Source organism: Streptomyces sp. NPDC053755 (assembly GCF_040677675.1).
In the GTDB taxonomy this organism is placed as follows: Bacteria; Actinomycetota; Actinomycetes; order Streptomycetales; family Streptomycetaceae; genus Streptomyces.
The window spans coordinates 12,892-28,462 of sequence record NZ_JBFASK010000004.1; the positions used below are offsets into that span (position 1 = coordinate 12,892).

The following is a 15,571-nucleotide window of genomic DNA, read 5'->3' on the forward strand; positions in this document are numbered from 1 at the left end:
CCCGCCCGACGCCGCCTGCGGCCGCCCTAGCGCTGGGCCACCGCCTGCTTGACCAGCGTCTTCCCGAAGTCCCACATCAGCCCACCGCCGCCGTGGGCGTCGTCCATCACCGCCGTGAACGCGGTCAGGAACCGCTCGATGTCCGCCTCGTCGATGACCAGCGGCGGAATCAGCTTGATCACCTCCATGTGGTCCCCCGACACCTGGGTCAGGATGCGGTGCCGCTGGAGCAGCGGGACCACCACCATCTGGGCGAAGAGTCCCTTCCGGGCGGCCTGCAGCATGGTCCACCGGCCGCGCAGCCCGAGCGACGACGGGCGCCCGAACTCGATGCCGATCATCAGCCCGCGCCCGCGGATCTCGTGGAGCAGTTCGTAGCGGGGCACGAGCTCCTTCAGCCGCGAGGACAGCAGCTCGCCCATCCTCCGCGCGTGGGCCACCGTGCCCTCGGACTCCATCACCGAGAGCACGGCGAGCCCGGCCGCCATGGCCTGTGCGTTGGACCCGAAGCTGGCCGAGTGGACGAGGACCCGGTCCATCGAGGAGTACACCTTCTTGAAGATCCAGTCCTTGCCCAGGGTCGCCCCGACGGGTACGTAGCCGCCGGAGAGCGCCTTGGCGACACAGACCAGGTCCGGCTCGACCCCTTCCTCGTGCTGGTACGCGTAGAAGTCGCCGGTCCTTCCGAGTCCCGTCTGCACCTCGTCGGCGATCAGCAGGGCCCCGTGCCGGCGCAGCAGCTCCTGGGCCGCGCGCAGGAAGCCGGGCGGGGCCTCGTGGACGCCCTTCCCCTGGACGGGTTCGACGACGAAGGCGGCGACGTCCCCCTTGCGCAGCTCCCGCTCCAGCGCGTCGAGGTCGCCGAGACCGATGGGGGTGTCGGGAAGGAGCGGGGCGAAGCCGTCGCGGAAGCACTTCTCGCCGTTGACCGAGAGAGAGCCCGTGGTCAGGCCGTGGAAGGCGTGGGAGCAGTAGAGGACCCTCGGCCTTCCGGTGGCGTACCGCGCGAACTTCAGGGCGGTCTCCACCGCCTCCGTGCCGCTGTTGCCGAAGAAGACCCGGTCCAGGTGAGGACTGTGGGCGAGCAGCCGCTCGGCGAGCAGTCCGGGCAGGGGCTGGCAGTCGAAGCGGGTGAGGTCGGCCAGCGAGGCGTCGAGGACGTCGTGGAGCGCCTTGCGGACGACGGGATGGTGCCGGCCGAGCCCCATGACGCCGAATCCGGCCAGCATGTCGAGGTAGTCGCCGCCCTCGGAGTCCCAGAAGTGGGCGCCCTCCGCCCGCTCGTACACCTTGTCGAAGCCGAGGGTGTGCAGCATGCGCGGGAGCTGGTGGTTGAGGTGCCGGGTGTGCAGCTCGTAGCGCTCGGCCCCCCGGGAGGCGAGCAGGGCCGCGAGGTCGAACTCCCCGCTTTGGCCCGCTCCCCCCGCCGGGTGCCCGGCCGAAGCCTCCGTCGCGGCCCCCGCCGGGTGCCCTGCCGGTGCCGCGGACGGAGCCCGCGTCGGGTCGTCCGTCGGTCCGTCGGTGGCGTTGCCGCCCCTCGCGTCACTCATCGCGCCTTCTCCTTGCGTGCCAGGGCGGCACTGATCCGTCCCGCGATCTCCACGGGTGTGAGCCCGATGTCGGCGAGCACCTCGTCGCGCCTGGCGTGGGCGAGGAACTGCTCGGGGACTCCGAAGTTCCGCAGCGGTACGTCGACGCCGGCGTCGCGCAGCGCCTGGCCGACGGTGGCGCCGACCCCTCCCGTACGGCTGTTGTCCTCCACCACGGCGACCAGCCGGTGCCGGGCGGCGAGCGGGGCGAGCGCGGCGTCGACCGGCTTGACCCAGCGGGGGTCGACGACCGTGCAGCGCAGACCGCGGGCGGCGAGCAGGTCGGCGCTGCGCAGGCAGACGTCGGCCATGACGCCGACGGCCACCAGCAGGATCTCCGCGTCCGGCTCCTCGCGCAGGACGTCCATCCCGCCGATCCGGCCCACGGCGGGGATCGGCTCGCCCGCCGTCGCCTTGGGGAAGCGCAGCAGCGTGGGCGCGTCGTGGACGTCGACGGCCTCGCGCAGTTGACTGCGCAGCCGGTCGGCGTCGCGCGGGGCGGCGATCCGCAGTCCGGGGACGACCTGGAGGAGGGAGAGGTCCCACACGCCGTTGTGGGAGGCACCGTCGGTGCCGGTGACGCCCGCCCGGTCCAGGACGAAGGTGACACCGCACCTGTGCAGCGCCACGTCCATCAGAAGCTGGTCGAAGGCCCGGTTGAGGAAGGTCGCGTACACGGCGACGACCGGATGCAGCCCGCCGGTGGCGAGGCCGGCCGCCGACACGGCGGCGTGCTGCTCGGCGATGCCCACGTCCCAGACCCGGTCGGGGAACCGCTCGGCGAAGCGGGTCAGGCCGACCGGCTGGAGCATGGCGGCGGTGATCGCGACGACGTCGGGCCGCTCGGCGCCGATCTCGGCGAGGGCCTCGCCGAAGACGGCCGTCCAGGACGGACCGGTGGCCGGGGCGAGCGGCTCGCAGGTCAGCGGGTCCATCGCGCCGACGGCGTGGAAGCGGTCGGCCTCGTCCCGGAGGGCCGGCTGGTAGCCGCGCCCCTTCTCGGTCAGGCAGTGCACCAGCACCGGCCCGTGGAACCGCTTCGCGCGGCGCAGGGCGGCCTCGACGGCGCCGATGTCGTGGCCGTCGACGGGACCGACGTACTTCAGGCCGAGGTCCTCGAAGAGGCCCTGCGGCGCGAAGGTCTCCTTGAACCCCTTCTTGGCCCCGTGCAGGGACCCGTACAGCGGCTTCCCGACGACGGGGGTGCGCTCCAGGATGTCCTTGCCGCGGGCGAGGAAGCGTTCGTAGCCGTCGGTGGTCCGCAGGGTCGCCAGGTGGTCGGCGAGGCCGCCGATCGTCGGGGCGTAGGAACGCTCGTTGTCGTTGACGACGATGATCAGCGGGCGGTCCTTGGCGGCGGCGATGTTGTTCAGCGCCTCCCAGGCCATGCCGCCCGTCAGGGCCCCGTCGCCGATGACGGCGACGACGTGGTCGTCCCTCCTCAGGACCTCGTTGGCCTTGGCGAGCCCGTCGGCCCAGCCGAGGACCGTGGAGGCGTGCGAGTTCTCGATGACGTCGTGCTCGGACTCCGCGCGGGAGGGATAGCCGGACAGGCCGCCCTTGCCGCGCAGCTTGGAGAAGTCCTGGCGGCCGGTGAGCAGCTTGTGGACGTAGCTCTGGTGGCCGGTGTCCCAGAGGATCCGGTCGGCCGGCGAGTCGAAGACCCGGTGCAGGGCGATGGTCAGTTCGACCACGCCGAGGTTCGGTCCGAGATGGCCACCGGTCCTGGCGACCGAGTGGATGAGGAACCGCCGGATCTCCTCCGCCAGTTCGGCCGGCTCCGCACCGCTGAGCGGCCGGAGGTCGTGCGGTCCTCGGATGTTCTCCAGGATCGTCATGTGCGGCCCCCTTTCTCGCGGGGGCGGGGGGCCACGACGGCGTGGCTGGCCCCCCGCGCCCCTCGGATCACCCGTTGTTTCCGGAGACGGTCTCGCGGACCGCCCTGAGGGACTCCTTCAGCGAGCCCATGGTGGCGAGGACGGCGGTGGGCTCGTACCCGCAGTGCGCCATGCAGTTGGCGCAGCGCGGGTCCTTCCCGCGGCCGTACTTGTCCCAGTCGGTGTCCTCGACCAGCTCACGGTAGGTCGGGACGTAACCGTCGCTCATCAGGTAGCAGGGGCGCTGCCAGCCGAAGAGGGAGTAGTTCGGAATCGCCCACGCGGTGCACGGGAAGTCGGCCTTGCCCTCCAGGAAGTCCAGGAAGAGCGGCGAGTGGTTGAGCCGCCAGCGCCTGCGGTTGCCGCCCGCGAAGGCCTTCTTGAACAGCTCCCTCGTCTGCTCCACACCGAGAAAGTGCTCCTGGTCGGGCGCCTTCTCGTAGGCGTACGCCGGCGAGATCATCATCTCGTCGACCCGCAGGTCGTCGTTGAGGTAGTTGAGCACCTCGATGACGGTCTGCGGGGTGTCGGTGTTGAAGAAGGTGGAGTTGGTGGTGACCCGGAAGCCGCGCCGCTTGGCTTCCTTGATCGCCGCCACCGCCTCGTCGAACACGCCTTCCTTGGCCACGGACTCGTCGTGCCGCTCCCGCAGCCCGTCGATGTGCACGGCGAAGGCGAAGTACGGGGAGGGGGTGAACTTCTCCAGCTTCTTGCGGAGCAGCATGGCGTTGGTGCAGAGGAAGACGTACTTTCTCTTCGCCACCAACTGTCCGACGATCTCGTGGATCTGAGGGTGCATCAGCGGCTCGCCGCCCGCGATGGAGACCATGGGCGCCCCGGACTCCAGGACCGCGCCGACCGCCTGGGCGACCGGCATGCGCTGCTTGAGCACACCTGCCGGGTGCTGGATCTTTCCGCAGCCCTCGCACGCGAGGTTGCAGGCGAACAGCGGCTCCAGTTCGACGATCAAGGGGAACTTGTCGCGCTTGCGGAGCTTCTGTTCGAAGAGATAGGTCCCGACCCGGATGGACTGACGGAGCGGCATGGCCATAACTCGTTCACCTCCTGGGGAGCAGTAAAGAACGGTGCCATTCGAAGAACGCGGGGCGGACGGCACGAAGAACACGGAACGCAGATATTCCACCGCGTACCGTGCTAATTCGGACAAGTTCGTGCTCCGGGGCGTCCACGACCACTCGTACGGCCGCAACCGGGCGGGGTCCGGCGGCCAGGGCGGTGCGCAGCGTGGCGGCGGATTCCATGTCCACCGCGATCGCACCGGTCTCCCGCAGCTCGGCCCGCTCGTGGCCGCGCACGACGTGGTCGGAGCCGGTCAGCGGGCCGGTGTGCACGGCCCGGCCGGGCACCGCCCGGCGCAGGGCCTCGACCAGCAGTTCGGTCCCGGTACAGCGGGTGGTGCCGTCGGGGCCCCGGGTCTCCGCGGCGACGATCAGGTCCCCGGGGTGCATGCCGGGGGCCAGGCCCGCGCAGAAGCCGGAGGCGACGACGGCGGCGTCCCGCCACTCCCGCGCGTCCAGCGCCCGGGAGACGGTGCGGCGGGCGTGGGCGGGGCCCATGCCCGTACGCACCACGGCGTAGAGCCCCGGCGCGCCGCCCCGGCCGCCGCCGCGCAGGGCGAGCCGCTCGATGCCCAGGGCGCAGGCGATCAGCAGCGGGGGCACGGAGCCCGCGGACTCCGGCTCCTCGCCCATCAGCCCTCCCTGGCGACGGCCGGCTCGCCGTTGACGTAACGCCCGAGCGCGGTGAGCGGGAACACCTGCCGGTAGAGGTGGTAGTTGATGGAGAAGTCCCAGGGGAAGCCGGTGCCGGTGAAGTACGGCTCGTCCCAGGAGCCGTCCGGCCGCTGGTTCTCGGCGAGCCAGGCCACGCCCCGCTCGACCGTCGTGGACGCGCGCTCTCCGGCGGCCAGGAGCGCGAGAAGCGCCCAGGCCGTCTGCGAGGCGGTGGAGGCGCCGCGCCCGATCCAGGCCTCCTCCTTGTACGACCGCAGGTCCTCGCCCCAGCCGCCGTCCTCGTTCTGCACGGACTCCAGCCAGGTGACCGCCCGGCGGATCGCCGGATGGGACCCCGGCAGCCCGGCGGCGACGAGAGCCGGGACCACCGACCCCGTGCCGTAGACGTAGTTCACGCCCCAGCGCCCGAACCAGGCGCCGAACGGTTCCTGTTCGGCGAGGAGCCACTCGATCCCCCTGCGGGTGCGGGGGTGCCGGGCCTTGCCCTCGTAGGCGAGCATCTCGACCACATGGGCGGTGACGTCGGCCGACGGCGGGTCGATGACCTCACCGAAGTCGCAGAAGGGCAGCCGGTTGGGAAAGGCGCTGGTGTTGTCGGCGTCGAACGCGGCCCAGGCGCCGTTCCTCGACTGCATGCCGAGGCTCCAGCGGACGCCGCGGGCGATGGCGGACTCGATCCGGGCGGGGTCGGGGTGCCGCACCCGGCGCAGTGCGAGGACGACCTCGGCGGTGTCGTCGATGTCCGGGTAGTTGTCGTTGTGGAACTCGAACGCCCAGCCACCCGGCGGGAGTCCGGGCCGGCGCACCGCCCAGTCTCCGGGCCTGACGATCTCCTCGCCGAGCATCCAGTCGGCGGCTCTCACCAGGGCGGGGTGGTCGGCCGGAACCCCCGCGTCGGCGAGGGCGATGGTCGCGAGGCAGGTGTCCCACACCGGCGACTGGCACGCCTCGATCATCCGCGCGCCGTCCTCCCGGTGCACGGCGAACCGGTCGAGGGAGGCGAGCCCTTCGCGCATGACGGGGTGCTCGAGGTCGTAGCCGAGGAGGTACAGCGCGATCACCGAGTAGACGGCGGGCGGCTGGATGCCTCCCCAGCAGCCGTCGTTCTCCTGGCGCTCGACGATCCAGCGGGCGGCGGCGTTCATGGCCGCCTTGCGCAGCCGGCGCGGGGCGACGCGGTGGTAGACGTGCAGCGCCTTGTCGAGCCGCTGGAAGAGGCCGTCCCAACTGGCCGCGGGCGCGAGGGGCCGGGGCGGGTTCGGCCGGGACGGGTCGGTGTGCAGCTCGTCGAGCGGGAAGGGCGCGGGGCGCACCGGCCGCTTCGCGGAGACCACGGTCAGCGGCACGATGGTCTGCCGGGCCCAGCAGCCGAAGTCGTAGATGTTGAGCGGGAACCACTTCGGCAGGAAGATCAGTTCGGGGGGCAGTTCGGGCAGGTCCTCCCAGCGCCACCAGCCGAAGAGCGCGAGCCAGATCCGGGTGAAGACCCGGGCGGCGGCGATCCCGCCCCGCTCCCGGACCCAGGCGGCGGCGCGGGCCATGTGCGGGTCGTCGGGGCCGTCCCCGGCGAGCCGCAGCGCGACGTACGCCTCGACGGTGGCGGAGAGTTCGCCGGGCCCGCCGTGGAAGGTGGCCCAGGTGCCGTCCTCGCGCTGCTCGCCCCGGATGAAGAGGGCGGCGGCCCGGGCGGTGTCCTCGTCCAGGATGCCGAGGAACTGGCGCAGGAGGAGGTCTTCGGCGTCCATGGTGACGTTGGTCTCCAGGTCGCCCTTCCACCAGCCCTCCGCGTCCTGGCGGCCGAGCAGATGGGTGATCGAGCGCTCCGCCGCCCGGGCGGCGATCCGGTCCAGGCCGTCCGGCGCGGGTTCCGCGGCCCGGACGGCGGGCTCGTGGAGGACGGCCGTCACGGGGAGGGTGTCGGGTGTTTCGCTGGCCGCGGCCGCCCGGGGGCCCACGGCCCCGGCGCTTCCGTCGGTCGTCGCTGTCATGGCTTCCCCTTCGTGCAGTAGGTGTACTTCCGCTACTTCGGGTCTGCCGTCGGCCGGTGCCCGATGGCACCGGCCGGCGACTGCGAACTCATATCAGGGTGATGGTGATCATCTCTTCCGTACGACGACGAAGTCGGCGAGCGCGGTGAGCTGCTCCCTGACCCGCTCGGGCATGTCGACCTCGTGCAGGGCGTCGATGGCGACGGCGTGCTGGCGGCGGGCCTCCTGGGAGGTCCACTCACGGCCGCCGGCCTTCTCGATGAGGGCGGCGCGGGTGGCGAACTCCTCCTCGGAGAAGGACTCGAACTCGTTGGACTTGGCGTCGGCGGCGAGCAGTTCGCCGAGCCGCTCGGAGGCGGGCCCGCCCGCGGCGAGGGCGGCGACGACCGGCAGGGACTTCTTGCGCTGGCGCAGATCGCTCCAGGTCTGCTTCCCGGTGGACTCCGGGTCGCCCCAGATGCCGAGGAGGTCGTCGACGGCCTGGAAGGCGAGGCCGAGGTGGTAGCCGTACTCCTCCAGCTTGTCCGCCGTACGGTCGTCGGCGCCGCCGAGGACGGCTCCGATGGAGACCGCGCAGGCGAGCAGCGCGCCCGTCTTGTTGCCCTCCATCTCCAGGCACTCCTCGACGGTGACCCGCTCGCGGTGCTCGTAGGAGATGTCCTGGGCCTGCCCGTCGATGAGCTTGCGGCTGGCCGTGGTGAGGCGACGGGTGGCCCGGCCGGCCTCGACGGTGCCGATCTCGAGCAGAATCTCGTTGGCGAGCGCGAACAGTGCGTCGCCGACGAGGATGGCCTGGGCGGGTCCGTGCACCTTCCAGACGGTGTCGCGGTGGCGGCGCTGCTCGTCGCCGTCCATGAGGTCGTCGTGCAGCAGCGAGAAGTTGTGCACCAGCTCCACGGCGACGGCGCCGGGGACGCCGACCTCGGCGGGGGCTCCGGCGGCCTCGGCCGAGAGCAGGGCGAGCGCCGGACGGACGGCCTTGCCACCGTCACCGTCGGCGGGGTTGCCGCGCGCGTCGATCCAGCCGAAGTGGTACGCGGCCACGGTGTCCATGGGCGGTGCGAGCCGGTCGACGGCCGCCCGCAGCACGGGGGTGGACAGCGTCCGCCCCCGCTCCAGCAGGGCGGTCACGTCCGCGGTGTCGACGGCCGGTTTCACCGGGGGCACAGTCGGCACGGTCTCTCCTCTTGTTCCAGTACTCACACTCATACCGCCTCCTGCAGCGGATGTTCATGGCGGCGGCCGAGGGCGCGGAGCGCGGCGCCGGCGGCGCTGAAACCGCTGCGGACGGCACCCTCCATGGTCGCGGGCCACCCGGTGGCGGTCCACGTTCCGGCCAGGTAGAGGCCGGGGGCGTGGGTGCGGGCGCCGGGGCGGAGCCGGCCGACGCCCGGGGTGGGGGCGAACGTCGCCGTCCGCTCCCTGGTGACGAAGAAGTCCCTGACCCGGGCGGAGCGTGCGGCCGGCAGCAGCCGCTCCAGCTCCGGGAGGTAGCGCTCGCGCAGCACGGCGACGGGCTCGTCGATGTCGGCCTGGGCGGCGGACTGGGAGACGGCGAGGTACTGCCCGCCCGCCCGGCGCCCGCCGCCGCCCGTGACCGAGGGGCCGTCGGAGCCGCCCCTGAGCAGGCCGGAGGAGTCGGTGCGGTCGAAGACCCACTGGACCGGGGAGCCGAGGGCGGCGAAGAAGGGCTGCCGGAGCACCTTGCGGTCGTAGACGACGTGCAGGTTGAGGATGGGGGCGGTGCCGATGTCGAGGAGCCGGTCGGGGTCGTCGAGGGCGCCCTCGGGCAGCAGGGCACGGGTCTCGCGCTGCGGCACGGCCAGGACGACGGCGTCCGCCTCGATGGTCTCGCCGGGCACCTCGACGCTCCAGCCGCCGCCGGCGGTGCGGGAGATCCGCTCCGCCCTGGTGCGCAGCTCGGTGCGTACGCCGAGGGAGTCGAGGGCCTTGCGGGCGCGGGTGTCGTGGAGCTCCCCGAGCGGCACGTGGGCCCAGCCGATGTCGGCGGCGCCGGGCTCGGAGAGGAGCCCGGTCTTGAAGACCATGGCGGCCAGGCCCATGGAGGCGTGGGGCGCGGTGGCGTTGAGGGTGGCGACCCCGACCAGGTCCCAGAGCGCTTCGACGGCGCGCGCGCTCTGGCCGTGCCGGCCGAGCCAGGTGGCGAAGTCGATGCCGTCCAGGGCCGGGTCGGCGGGGTCGAGCCGCTTGAGGGCGAGCGCGGCGCGGCCGACACCGGCCCGCTCGGCGAGCGAGAGGTGCGGGTACGTCGCCAGGCTCTGCGCCAGGTGCAGCGGTACGGGAAGCCCGGTGCGGCGCAGCCGTCCCAGCCGGGGTCCGCGCGGGTGCGCGACGTCGAGGACGGGCACGTCGAGCCGGTCCTGGACGGGGGCCAGGTGGGCGCCGTCGACCCGGTCGAGGAACCAGCGGTACGCGGTGCAGCAGCGCAGGTAGACGTGCTGGCCGTTGTCGACGGTGAGGTGGCCGCGCCGGAAGGAGAAGGCGAGTCCGCCGAGGCGCGGGCGCCCTTCGAGCAGGGTGACGCGGACGCCCGCGTCGGCGAGCTGGAGGGCGGAGGTGATCCCGGCGAGTCCGCCTCCGACGACGACGGCGTGCGGCTGTCCGCCGGGGCGCGCGATGTCGTGGGTCATGGCTTCCCCCTTCGGGCCCTCACGGGCAGGGACGCGACGGCGTGGTCCGGGGTTGCCCGGAACGGGGTCACGGACTTCGCCATCAGGCACGCCTCCTGACCGTGTGCCGGGAGATGTGGCGGGTGTCGAGACCGGAGAGCCCGCGGACGGCGACGTACGCCTTCTCGTGGCCGGGGAGCGAGACGCGGCCGCGCAGGACGGCCTCCGGGTCGCGTTCGATGCGGTCGAGCAGCCGGCGGTAGATGCCGGCCATGGCGGCGACGCAGGCGCCGCTGCGCCGGTCGAGCATGGGGAGCAGGCGGTAGCCCTCGGCGAACAGGGCCCGCGCGCGCCGGACCTCGTAGTGGACGAGCCCGCCGAAGTCGGATCCGGCCGGCGGGGTGTCGCCGTGGAAGCCGTCGCCGCAGCCGAACTTGGCCAGGTCGTCGGCGGGCAGGTAGACGCGCCCGTTGGCGGCGTCCTCCCGTACGTCCCGGAGGATGTTGGTGAGCTGGAGGGCGAGGCCCAGCGTATCGGCGTACTCGGAGGCGCGTTCGGCGCCGTGCGCGCCGGGCTGGGCGCCGAACACGCCGAGCGAGAGCCGTCCGATGGCGCCGGCGACACACCGGCAGTAGACCTTGAGGTCGTCCCAGGTCTCGTACGTCTCGCCGCGGACGTCCATCAGGACGCCGTCGATGAGTTCGTCGAGGCCGCCGAGCGGGATGGGGAAGCGGCGGGAGGCGTCGGTGAGGGCGACGGCGACGGGATCGGTGTCGTCGTCGTCGACGGCTCCCCGGCGGATCCGGTCCAGCAGCGCGCGCGTGGACTCGAGCCGTTCCCGCTTCGCCTCGGGCGCGAGGGCGCCGTCGCCGATGTCGTCGACGCGCCGGGAGAAGGCGTACAGGGCCGACATGGCCTGGCGCTTCTCCGTCGGCAGCAGTCGGATCCCGTAGGCGAAGTTACGGGCCTGCTGTCCGGTGACGGCCTCGCAGTAGCTGTACGCGGCCTGTACCGGTGCGGATGTCTCCGTCTGTCCCTCCACGGTCCGGCTCACCCCTCTCTCCGCGCTCGGAGCAGGACCGCTCCCGCTTGGCGGATCAGACTCGGTTTGGTGGCCTTGGGCGGCCTCGGCAGGACGTCGAATCCGGCGGCGGCGATCGCGTCGAGCGCGGCGTGCCCGCCGGCGGTGAATCCGGCGAGCAGCAGGCGCAGTCTGCCGTGGACGCTCGCGACCAGCGGGGCGCCTTCGTCGAGGAGGGCGCGGGCACGTTCCGCCTCGAAGGCGACGAGGGAGCGCACCGACGCGTTCGCGGTGGGCCGGGCCAGGTCGTCCTCGGAGATGTGGAAACGTTTCATGTCCTCGTCCGGCAGATAGATCCGGTCGCGGCCGAGGTCCTCGGCGACGTCCTGGAGGTGTTCCACGATCTGCAGCGCGGTGCAGACGGCGTCGGAGCGGCGGACCCGCTCGGGGGTCTCGGTGCGGGTGATCGCGAGGACGAGACGGCCGACGGGGTTCGCCGAGAGCGCGCAGTACGCGAGGAGGTCGTCGTAGGTCGCGTAGCGGCGTACGAGCTGGTCCTGGCGGTTGGCCTCGATCAGGCCGAGGAAGGGCTCGGGGGTGAGGGCGTGGCGCCGGACGGTCGGCAGGAGGGCGCGCAGGAGGGGGTGGCGCGGCTCGCCGTCGGCGGGGTCGAAGACCCGGGCGAGATCGGCCTCGAAGGCGTCGAGCATCGCGAGCCGGTCCTCGGCCCGCTCGGGGCCGAGGCCGAGGTGGCGGGCGTCGGCGCCGCCGGGCGCGAGGTCGCCGTCGCCGATGTCGTCGACGAGGCGGGCGAAGCCGTACACGGCCATGAGGTCCTCGCGCCAGGCGCGGGGCAGGAAGAAGGGGGCCACGGGGAAGTTCTCGTCCGTGGCCTTGTCGAGCGTGGTGCGCGAGGTGGCGTCGGGGCGCGCCTGCCGGGTTCCCGTCACTGAGGGCTGCCCGACGCGGGGACGGCGACACCCTCGGGGAGCTGGAGATTTCGCGTCATGGCCGTCACATCTCCTGTTCTACACTGCCGACCCAATCCATCCTATTTCGGACACGCCACCCGGCCTCCCCGGAGGGAACGCCGCCTGACGGCCGGGATGCCTAGGGGGTATCGCCCCACTTGCCACGAATCAGCACCGGTACAGCTTACGTTGTACAACGCCCGTCACCGCCCCGGGGTGCCGGGCATCCGGCGAGAACATCTCCCTGCGCGTCAACGTGGTCCGGGAGAGGGGAAGTTCACCTGTCGGCGCGGCGTTCAGTCGGCGCGGGCTCCGGAGACGACCATGGCGAGGGTGGACTCCACCACGGCCTGGCGGCGCTGCGCCGGGAGCCGCCGCAGCGGCCCGTCGAGCAGCAGGAGCGAAAGTCCGTGGACGGCGGACCACGCCGCCACCTCGGTGGCGGGGCGGGACCGGCAGGGGCCGCGGCCTGTCCTGGCCAGGGCGTCCAGCGCGTCCGTCAGCAGGGCGAAGGCCCGGATCTCGGGTTCCTGCTCGGCCGGCTGCCCGGCGGCGGCCCGGCCGTCCGCACAGGTGGGGCGCGGGGTGCAGAACGCAGCCCGGTAGAGCCCCGGGTGGTCGAGGGCGAAGCCGATGTACCCCCGCCCGAGGGAGGCGAGCCGCAGCTCGGCGGCGAGGGCGGGGTCGTCGGCGCCGGGGGCGCGGGCGGCGGCGCGCTCCATGGAGTCGGCGAGCGCCCGCTGGGCGTGGGTCGTGACGGCGCGGAGCAGCTCGCCCCGGCCGTCGAAGTGGCGGTAGGCGGCGGTGGGTGACACGCCGACCCGGCGGGCGGCCTCGCGAAGGACGACCCGTTCGGGGCCGCCTTCGGCGGCCAGGTCGACGGCCGCGGAGATCAGGGCGTTGCGCAGATCACCGTGGTGGTAGGACTTTCCCCCCGAGAACGCTGCCATGCGCTCATCCTGCCCGATGTTGACCGCATGAACATTCCAGGTGACGGCACGACGCTCGGGAGGCAGGGCCGGTGCGGGCGCGGGGGCGGGACACGGGAGAGGGGCCCCGCCGGTCATGGCCGGCGGGGCCCCTCTCGCGCGCGGCGCGGGCTACTTCCCGGTCTCGCGCTCGTACGCCTTCAGGACCTCTTCGGTCGGCCCGTCCATCAGCAGCTCGCCCTTCTCCAGCCACAGCACGCGGTCGCAGGTGTCCCTGATCGACTTGTTGCTGTGGCTGACCAGGAAGACCGTGCCGGCCTCCTTGCGCAGCTCGCGGATGCGCTCCTCGGACCGGATCTGGAACTTGCGGTCACCGGTCGCGAGCGCCTCGTCGATCATGAGGACGTCGTGGTTCTTGGCGGCCGCGATGGCGAAGCGGAGCCGGGCGCCCATGCCGGAGGAGTACGTCCGCATCGGCAGGCTGATGAAGTCGCCCTTCTCGTTGATGCCGGAGAAGTCGACGATCCCCTGGTAGCGGTCGCGGATCTCCTCCTTGCTCATGCCCATGGCGAGGCCGCCGAGGATGACGTTGCGTTCGCCGGTGAGGTCGCTCATCAGGGCCGCGTTGACACCGAGGAGCGAGGGCTGGCCGTCGGTGTAGACCTTGCCGCTCTCCGTGGGGAGCAGCCCGGCGATGGCACGCAGCAGCGTCGACTTGCCCGAGCCGTTGGAGCCGATCAGGCCGATGGCCTCGCCTCGGTAGGCGGTGAAGGACACCCCGCGCACGGCGTGCACCCGGCGGACGCCGCGGGCGGCGTCGCCCTTGCCGCGTCCGATGATCCGGCTCAGCGCGGCGGTGGCGCTGCCCTTGCCGCCGGCCCCGGCGTTGACGCGGTAGACGATGTGGACCTCGTCCGCGATGACGGTGGGAATGCGTCCCTGGTTGCTCTCGGTGTCAGCCACGGCCGTACCTCTCCTCGGCCTTCCAGAAGTAGACGAAGCCGCCAAGACCGACCACCACGGTCCAGATCAGCGTGGCGATCCAGACGTGCGGGGGCAGGTTCGAGGCGCCGTAGCCGTCGATCAGCGCGAACCGGATCAGGTCCATGTGGAGGGCCGCCGGGTTGTACTGGAGCAGGTCGGCGATCCAGGCCGGCTGTTCGGCGAGCATCACGGGGATGGAGAACATCACGCCGGACGCGTACATCCAGGTGCGCATGATGAACGGCATGAGCTGGGCCAGGTCCGGCGTCTTGGCGCCCATCCGCGCGACGATCATGGCCAGGCCGGCGTTGAAGACGAACTGCAGCAGCAGGGCGGGGAGCATCAGCAGCCAGCTGACCGAGGGGTAGCTGCCGAACGCGACCGCGATGGCGATCAGCACGATCATCGAGAACAGCAGCTGCTGGAGCTGCTGGAGCGCGAAGGAGATCGGCAGGGTGGCCCGGGGGAAGTGCAGCGCCCGCACCAGACCGAGGTTGCCGGAGATCGCGCGGACGCCGGCCATCACGGAGTTCTGGGTGAAGGTGAACACGAAGACGCCGGTCACGAGGAACGGGATGTACACCTCCCGCGACATGCCCCGGTCCGCGTCCAGGATGAGCCCGAAGATCAGGAAGTAGACCAGCGCGTTGAGCAGGGGCGTGACCACCTGCCACAGCTGGCCCAGCTTCGCCTGGCTGTACTGGGCCGTGAGCTTCGCCTGGGAGAAGGCCAGGATGAAGTGGCGCCGGCCCCACAGCTGCCGGATGTACTGGATGAGCCCCGGCCGGGCGCCGCTGACCGACAGGCCGTGCTTCGCGGCCAGCGCGGCCGGACTCAGGCCGTCGTCGGCGGACGGCGGGACGCTCGTCGCGACCCCACCGTCGTGGGTTGTGTCACTCACAAGTCGAAACTTTCGTATTCAAGATGCGCGGCAAGTCGGGTACCACGATGTCAGACGACGGGCGGGCGTCCCAGTCGGGTCAGCCGCCACACCGTACGCCACCTCATGGGGCGCCGCGGTCCGCAGGAAGTCGTCCAGCCTTCCCGGAAACCGCCGAACCATGCCCTGAGGGCGGAGGCGGAGGGCCGCCGCGCCAGGGTGAGCATCAGCCACACGCCGAGATAGACCGGAACCAGGGGCGCGGGGAGGTTGCGGCGAGCCAGCCACACTCGGTTCCGCGCCACGTTGAAGTGGTAGGTCGCGTGCCGTGACGGCGGAGTGGTGGGGTGGAGCAGCACCATGTCGGAACGGTAGTCGATCATCCAGTCGGCGTCGAGGGCGCGCCAGGCGAGGTCCGTCTCCTCATGGGCGTAGAAGAAGTCGTCCGGCAGGCCGCCGACCTCGGCGAACACCTTCGTCCTGACGGCGTTGGCACCGCCGAGGAAGGTGGTCACGCGCGAGGAGCGCATCGGGTCGGACGCCCGCAGGCGCGGGACGTGCCTGCGCTGGGTCAGACCCGTCTCCGGGTCCGCGATCCGGAAGCTGATGATGCCGAGCCGCGGATCGGCGGTGAACGCCTGGCGGACCAGCTCGGCGGTGTCCGTCCCGGCGAGCAGCCCGTCGTCGTCCAGGAAGAGCAGGGCGTCCACGTCGGTGCCGCCGGGGCCGAAGGCCTCGATGCCGACGTTACGGCCGCCGGGGATGCCCAGGTTCTCGGGCAGGTCGATGGTGCGGACGCCGTCCGGCACCCCGGTGACCGGGGCGCCGTTGCCGACCACGACGATCTCGACCGGGTCGCCGTCCTGCTTGGCGACCGAGTCGAGGAGCGCGCGCAGGTCGTCGGGCCGGTTGCCCATGGTGATGATGACGGCGCCCAGCTTCATCGGC

Annotated in this window: 13 protein-coding genes; all 13 read right to left on the minus strand. The window is 72.3% G+C overall.

Annotated elements, in window-relative coordinates; translation table 11 throughout:
• Positions 1 to 26: 26 nt before the first annotated feature.
• Positions 27 to 1,550 carry an aspartate aminotransferase family protein gene (locus AB0K65_RS06190; RefSeq protein ID WP_365714550.1) on the minus strand — a complete coding sequence of 508 codons (1,524 nt, stop codon included), beginning with the start codon at positions 1,548 to 1,550 and terminating at the stop codon, positions 27 to 29.
• The gene (gene dxs, locus AB0K65_RS06195) at positions 1,547 to 3,427 is read right to left on the minus strand and encodes a 1-deoxy-D-xylulose-5-phosphate synthase (protein ID WP_365714551.1); all 1,881 of its coding nucleotides are present in this window, start codon (positions 3,425 to 3,427) and stop codon (positions 1,547 to 1,549) included. Before dxs ends, AB0K65_RS06190 begins: the two co-directional genes overlap by 4 nt.
• 67 nt (positions 3,428 to 3,494) lie before the next feature.
• Complete coding sequence (gene hpnH / locus AB0K65_RS06200) at positions 3,495 to 4,517, minus strand: adenosyl-hopene transferase HpnH (protein WP_365714552.1); 1,023 nt, start codon at positions 4,515 to 4,517, stop codon at positions 3,495 to 3,497.
• 7 nt (positions 4,518 to 4,524) lie between these two features.
• Entirely contained in the window at positions 4,525 to 5,178 is a 654-nt protein-coding gene (locus tag AB0K65_RS06205) for a 1-hydroxy-2-methyl-2-butenyl 4-diphosphate reductase (protein WP_365714553.1), read from the minus strand.
• On the minus strand, positions 5,178 to 7,208 hold the full coding sequence (gene shc, locus AB0K65_RS06210) for a squalene--hopene cyclase (RefSeq protein WP_365714554.1): 2,031 nt from the start codon (positions 7,206 to 7,208) through the stop codon (positions 5,178 to 5,180). Before shc ends, AB0K65_RS06205 begins: the two co-directional genes overlap by 1 nt.
• 108 nt (positions 7,209 to 7,316) lie before the next feature.
• Positions 7,317 to 8,417, minus strand: a complete 1,101-nt coding sequence (locus tag AB0K65_RS06215; protein WP_365714555.1) for a polyprenyl synthetase family protein — start codon at positions 8,415 to 8,417, stop codon at positions 7,317 to 7,319.
• Entirely contained in the window at positions 8,414 to 9,859 is a 1,446-nt protein-coding gene (gene hpnE / locus AB0K65_RS06220; protein WP_365714556.1) for a hydroxysqualene dehydroxylase HpnE, read from the minus strand. The genes AB0K65_RS06215 and hpnE overlap by 4 nt, the downstream gene beginning before the upstream one ends.
• Positions 9,860 to 9,941: 82 nt before the next feature.
• On the minus strand, positions 9,942 to 10,892 hold the full coding sequence (gene hpnD, locus AB0K65_RS06225; protein WP_365714557.1) for a presqualene diphosphate synthase HpnD: 951 nt from the start codon (positions 10,890 to 10,892) through the stop codon (positions 9,942 to 9,944).
• On the minus strand, positions 10,889 to 11,809 hold the full coding sequence (gene hpnC, locus AB0K65_RS06230; protein WP_365714558.1) for a squalene synthase HpnC: 921 nt from the start codon (positions 11,807 to 11,809) through the stop codon (positions 10,889 to 10,891). The genes hpnD and hpnC overlap by 4 nt, the downstream gene beginning before the upstream one ends.
• A 317-nt stretch (positions 11,810 to 12,126) precedes the next feature.
• Positions 12,127 to 12,780 carry a TetR/AcrR family transcriptional regulator gene (locus tag AB0K65_RS06235; RefSeq protein ID WP_365714559.1) on the minus strand — a complete coding sequence of 218 codons (654 nt, stop codon included), beginning with the start codon at positions 12,778 to 12,780 and terminating at the stop codon, positions 12,127 to 12,129.
• Between the two features lie 150 nt (positions 12,781 to 12,930).
• On the minus strand, positions 12,931 to 13,722 hold the full coding sequence (locus AB0K65_RS06240; RefSeq protein WP_365714560.1) for an ABC transporter ATP-binding protein: 792 nt from the start codon (positions 13,720 to 13,722) through the stop codon (positions 12,931 to 12,933).
• Entirely contained in the window at positions 13,715 to 14,644 is a 930-nt protein-coding gene (locus AB0K65_RS06245; protein WP_365714561.1) for an ABC transporter permease, read from the minus strand. Before AB0K65_RS06245 ends, AB0K65_RS06240 begins: the two co-directional genes overlap by 8 nt.
• Before the next feature lie 50 nt (positions 14,645 to 14,694).
• Entirely contained in the window at positions 14,695 to 15,567 is an 873-nt protein-coding gene (locus AB0K65_RS06250) for a glycosyltransferase (RefSeq protein WP_365714803.1), read from the minus strand.
• Positions 15,568 to 15,571: the final 4 nt, after the last annotated feature.